Here is a 603-nt window from a genome sequence, read left to right as displayed (position 1 = left end):
AAATACTGAAAATCGTTCAGAAGGAAACAATCATGAAACCTGAATTGCAAAAACTGTTTGAGGGCGTTAACGGCCTCAGCACCGACTTCCTGGATAAAGTGTCTGGTCTGCTGGAATCTAAAGTAGAAGCCGCTCGCCTGACCGCTATTCAAGAAACCGAAAACGCTGCCAACATTGAGCGCCTGCGTCTGGTTGAAGCTCATCAGGCTGAGATTGCTCAACTGAAAGAGTCTCACTTGATGGAAATCGCGACCAAAGTCGATGGCTTCCTGAACGCGGTTGTAGAAGAGTGGGCTAACAAGAACGCTCCTGCCATCGATGCTCAGATCAAACGTGAAGCGGCTGAAAATCTGCTGACTGGCCTGACTGGTGTTGAGGGCACCGGACGGTAAACCAGTTCGGGATCTACGAGGCGGCAAAGTAGAATCTGAAGACTAATCGTTCTTCAATAAAGGGGGATAGGGTATTATTGCTCTATCCTCTTTTTCATGGACAGGAACATGACAGACAAGCCAAGAAAGATTGTGATTGTTGGAGCCGGACTGGGTTCTCGGTTGATCAAAGTTCTACTGGAAGAGAAGCTGCCGGGAGTGGAGGTTGTGC

General features: G+C 48.6%; 2 protein-coding genes. Both read left to right on the top strand.

Features of this window, described 5'->3' with window-relative positions; genetic code table 11:
* Window positions 1–392, top strand: a 392-nt coding sequence (locus G3A47_RS23040) for a hypothetical protein (RefSeq protein ID WP_208328428.1), incomplete at its 5' end; no start/stop codon positions are given.
* A gap of 96 nt (window positions 393–488) precedes the next feature.
* Window positions 489–603: DUF7231 family protein (locus tag G3A47_RS25150; protein WP_458294233.1), on the top strand; the 115-nt coding region annotated here is incomplete at its 3' end.

The organism is Flavobacterium poyangense, assembly GCF_011751075.1.
Lineage (GTDB): Bacteria > Bacteroidota > Bacteroidia > Flavobacteriales > Flavobacteriaceae > Flavobacterium > Flavobacterium poyangense.
The sequence above is the reverse complement of the archived record's forward strand: the minus strand, read 5'-3'. Positions and strand labels throughout refer to the sequence as shown.